At 62.0% G+C, this 4,496-nt stretch carries 5 protein-coding genes; all 5 read right to left on the bottom strand.

The window, feature by feature from the left end:
• Positions 1 to 219 (bottom strand): GTP-binding protein (locus VII69_07975; GenBank protein ID HEY5095035.1); only part of this gene is annotated, 219 nt, incomplete at its 3' end.
• Positions 220 to 267: 48 nt separating this feature from the next.
• Entirely contained in the window at positions 268 to 2,352 is a 2,085-nt protein-coding gene (fusA, locus tag VII69_07970; protein HEY5095034.1) for an elongation factor G, read from the bottom strand.
• A gap of 56 nt (positions 2,353 to 2,408) precedes the next feature.
• On the bottom strand, positions 2,409 to 2,879 hold the full coding sequence (gene rpsG / locus VII69_07965) for a 30S ribosomal protein S7 (protein HEY5095033.1): 471 nt from the start codon (positions 2,877 to 2,879) through the stop codon (positions 2,409 to 2,411).
• Positions 2,880 to 2,893: 14 nt separating this feature from the next.
• Complete coding sequence (rpsL, locus tag VII69_07960) at positions 2,894 to 3,334, bottom strand: 30S ribosomal protein S12 (protein ID HEY5095032.1); 441 nt, start codon at positions 3,332 to 3,334, stop codon at positions 2,894 to 2,896.
• 348 nt (positions 3,335 to 3,682) lie between these two features.
• On the bottom strand, positions 3,683 to 4,342 hold the full coding sequence (locus tag VII69_07955) for an HAD family hydrolase (GenBank protein ID HEY5095031.1): 660 nt from the start codon (positions 4,340 to 4,342) through the stop codon (positions 3,683 to 3,685).
• Positions 4,343 to 4,496 lie beyond the last annotated feature (154 nt).

The following is a 4,496-nucleotide window of genomic DNA, read 5'->3' as shown; positions in this document are numbered from 1 at the left end:
GGTCTCGTACTCCGCGTGGTACAGCGAGATCGTGATCCCGCGCTCTTTCTCCTCAGGCGCGTTGTCGATCTGATCGACGATCAGCGCCTTGGTCCCAGTCCCCGACGCGGCCAACACCTTGGTGATCGCCGCCGTCAGCGTCGTCTTGCCGTGGTCCACGTGACCAATCGTCCCGATGTTCACGTGAGGCTTCGAACGCTCGAATTTCTGCTTGGCCATTTCTTCTCCGTTACCGGGTTGCGCCCGGCGTTGTGTACGCTATTGAAACTATTTACCGGTGTTCTTCGCGATGATCTCTTCTTCGATGCTCTTGGGTACTTGTGCGTAGTGGGCGAACTCCATCGTGTAGTTCGCGCGCCCTTGCGAGCGGCTGCGCAGGTCAGTCGCGTAGCCGAACATCTCCGAGAGCGGCACCGTCGCGTTGACTTTTTGCGCGCCCTGCGATTCGGGTTCCATGTGCAGCACGTGGCCCCGTCGCGCATTTAGATCGCCGATCACGTCACCCAAGAACTGATCCGGCGTGACGACCTCGACGGCCATGATCGGCTCCTTGATGATGGGACCCGCAGCCCGGTTTGCTTCTTTGAACGCCATCGAGGCCGCGATCTTGAAGGCCATTTCGTTTGAGTCGACCTCGTGATACGAACCGTCGAACACCGATGCTTTGAAGTCCAGCACCGGGTATCCGGCGAGCACGCCTGCGAGCGCCGCCTCGCGGATGCCCGACTCCACCGCGCCGATGAACTCTCTTGGAATCGCGCCGCCGGTCACTTTGTTCTCGAAGACCACGCCGGAGCCAGGAGGCAGCGGCTCCACGCGGATCCAGCAATCGCCGAACTGGCCTTTGCCGCCGGTCTGGCGGACGTAACGGCCGTGCTTCTCGACCTTCTTCGTGACCGCTTCTTTGTAGGCGACCTGCGGCTTGCCGACGTTGGCGCCCACCCGGAACTCGCGCAGCAGACGGTCGACGATGATCTCGAGATGCAGCTCGCCCATGCCGGAGATGATGGTCTGGCCGGTCTCTTCGTCGGTGAACATGCGGAACGTGGGATCTTCTTCTGCCAGCTTCTGCAAGCTCTGGCCGAGCCGCTCTTGATCGGCCTTCGTCTTCGGCTCGATGGCCTGGCTGATGACCGGGTCAGGGAACTTGATGTTCTCGAGCACAATCGGATTCTTCTCGTCGCACAGCGTATCGCCGGTGGTCGTGTTCTTCAAGCCGACCGCGGCCGCGATATCGCCGGCCTCAACGCCTTCGACGTCCTCGCGGTGATTGGCGTGCATGCGCAGGATGCGGCCGATCCGCTCGCGCTGGCCCTTGGTGGAGTTGTACACGTACGAGCCGGATTTCAACGTGCCCGAATAGGTACGGAAAAACGTGAGCTTGCCGACAAATGGATCCGTGGCGATCTTGAACGCGAGCGCCGAGAACGCTTCCTCGTCGGTGGCCTTGCGCCCGAGCAGCTTCTCCGGATCGTCCGGATCGACGCCCATCACTTCGGGAAGATCGACGGGCGAAGGCAGATAGTCGACGATCGCGTCGAGCAGCGGCTGCACGCCTTTGTTCTTGAACGCAGACCCGCAGAGCACCGGCAGCACTTTTGCCGCGATGGTGGCGGTCCGAAGCGCCTTGCGGATCTCGTCGGCGCTGATCTCCTTGCCGTTGATATATTTCTCGGTGAGGTGTTCGTCGGTTTCCGCCACCGCCTCGATGAGCTCGGCGCGCCACTTGCGCACGAGGTCCTTCAAGTCGTCGGGAACGTCGATCTCCTCGGTGTCCTTGCCGAGGTCGTCGGTGTAGATGGTCGCCTTCTCGGTGAGCAGGTCGACGAAACCGCGGTACTGGTCTTCCTGGCCGACCGGCAACTGCACCGGCATGGCGCGCGCGCCCAGGCGCTCGCGTATTTTATAGACCGCGTTATAGAAGTCGGCGCCCGTGCGGTCCATCTTGTTGATGAAGATGATGCGCGGCACTTTGTATTTGTTGGCCTGGCGCCAAACGGTCTCGCTTTGGGGCTGGACGGCCGCGACGGAGTCGAAGAGCGCCACGAGGCCGTCGAGCACGCGCATGGAGCGCTCGACTTCGACGGTGAAGTCCACGTGGCCGGGCGTATCAATAATGTTGATGCGCGTGTTGCGCCAAATGCACGTGGTGGCCGCCGACGTGATGGTGATCCCGCGCTCCTGCTCTTGCTCCATCCAGTCCATCGTGGCTGCGCCTTCGTGGACCTCGCCGAGCTTGTGCGTCCGGCCGGTGTAATAGAGAATACGCTCGGTCGTCGTCGTTTTGCCCGCGTCGATGTGGGCAGCGATACCGATGTTGCGCGTGTTGGCGATACTGTACTGTCTAGACAAAGCCCAACGTTTTCCCCGTTCCGGTGCGGTCGGGTTGGTCCGACCGATTTCGTCGATTACCACCGATAGTGCGCGAAGGCCTTATTGGCTTCGGCCATACGGTGGGTGTCCTCGCGCTTTTTGACCGATGCGCCCTGATTGTTCGCCGCATCGAGAAGTTCCGCAGCGAGGCGGTCTTCCATGGTCTTTCCTGGCCGCTTGCGCGCGAATCCGATGAGCCAGCGCATGCCCATTGCCTGCCGGCGATCCGGCCGTACTTCCATCGGCACTTGATATGTTGCGCCGCCGACGCGGCGCGGCCGGACTTCCACGAGCGGCATCGCGTTGTTCATCGCCTGGGTGAAGACGTCCATCGGGTCTTTGCCCGTTTTCTCCCCGACGATGGTCATCGCACCATAGGTGATGCGCTCGGCGACGCTCTTCTTGCCCGCAAGCATGATCTTATTGATGAACCGCGCGACGGTTCGCGAATTGAATCGCGGATCCGGCAGCACTTGACGCTTGGGGACTGGTCCTTTTCGCGGCATATCTTCCTTTACGCTTACGCTTTTGGTCGTTTCGCGCCGTATTTCGAACGGCTTTGCTTTCGGTTCTGCACGCCTTGCGTGTCCAATGTTCCGCGGATGATGTGGTAGCGGATACCGGGCAGATCTTTCACCCGGCCGCCGCGGATAAGCACGACGGAGTGCTCTTGTAAATTGTGGCCGATGCCGGGGATGTACGCCGTCACTTCGATTCCGTTTGTGAGCCGCACACGCGCCACTTTGCGCAGCGCCGAGTTCGGCTTTTTCGGCGTGATCGTCTTGACTTGCGTGCAGACTCCGCGCCGGAGCGGATTGCCTTGTTTGATGTTCTTCGTGCGTTGCGGCAGGTCTGGGTGGCCAGGCTTCGCGCCGGTCAGGGCGACATGAAACGCAGGCGACTTCGACTTTTTCTTGAGCTTTTCGCGGCCCTTGCGCACGAGTTGGCTGATTGTCGGCAACTAGGAGACCTCGTCGGACACACGTCGAACAAAATAAACGAGACACCGGCGGCCGGCCGCTGCCTCTCCCGGGGGAATCCCGCCTCACGGGTTGATGTGGGGAAGGCCTCCTGGGATTTTCGTCGCCACTCGATCTGCCTTGGAAAGGCCCGGGCGGCGCGTATTAACCCGCTGGCGCCTGACGGCACCAGCCGAACCTTCGTATTCTACCAAACAGCGGCGCGGGACGTCAAGCTCTATGGGGCTGTTCTGCGACCAGATCTGTGGGGCCGACCAGATCTGTGGGGCCGACCTTTACGGTCGGCCTGGATTCTTGGCACCAAGCCCTACCTTAAAAAAGCCTATCTACTACGTTCGCCCCACCAGGCCCACGACCTCGGGCAGCCATTTGACCACGTAGTCCGGCGCGACGACGCCGCTCGGATAGGTGTGCCCCTCTAGATCCGCCCAGGCCGCCTGCATCCCCGCTCCCTTTGACCCAACCACGTCCGTAACCGGGGAATCGCCCACGTAGAGCGTGCTTGGAGGGTCGAAGCCGGCTAGGGTGGCAGCACGAAGAAAGGCGACCCCCTCGGGCTTCCAGGCTCCGACTTCCTCCGACGTGATCACCCGTCCGGGGTAGCCGATGGCCGCCGCCTTGGCAGCCTGCAATTCGCTCCAGCCATTCGAGAAGATCGCGTGTTGCACGCCGCGGGACGCTAGAAGCTCGAAAAGTTCGTGGGCTCCCGGCATCGGTTCAACGCTGCCTGCCACCAGTGCGATTGCCACAGCGCGATACTCCTGCGCGATGACCGGGGCTCCGTGTCCGCCCCACGTGGACACCGCGTCTTCAACCATCGTGTCGAGCGGCGTCCGGCCCGCGCGAAATTCGCTAAGCGACTGCGCGATCTCCGCGTCGCTTGGCACGCGCTCGCAGTAGCGTATGGCGAGACCGCGCAAGACGCGTTCTTCCAATCTGCCGTCAACGCCCAGCGTGTGATCGAAATCGAACAGCAGCGTCCGTATCACGGACGCACCGAGTGGCGAAGCGCTCCGCCCTTAGTTGTTGCTTGCGCCGGCTGTCACCGGAGAGTGCAGTCCGTGCTCGTTTCCTTCGGAATCCTTAAGCGTCGCCCAGCCGCCCCACGGCTCGCGGCTCGGTTCCTCGGTGAATTCGACGCCG

The organism is Candidatus Eremiobacteraceae bacterium (genome assembly GCA_036511855.1).
Taxonomy (GTDB): Bacteria; Vulcanimicrobiota; Vulcanimicrobiia; order Eremiobacterales; family Eremiobacteraceae; genus JABCYQ01.
Note: the sequence above shows the minus strand (reverse complement) of the source record. Positions and strands in the feature narration are given on the sequence as shown.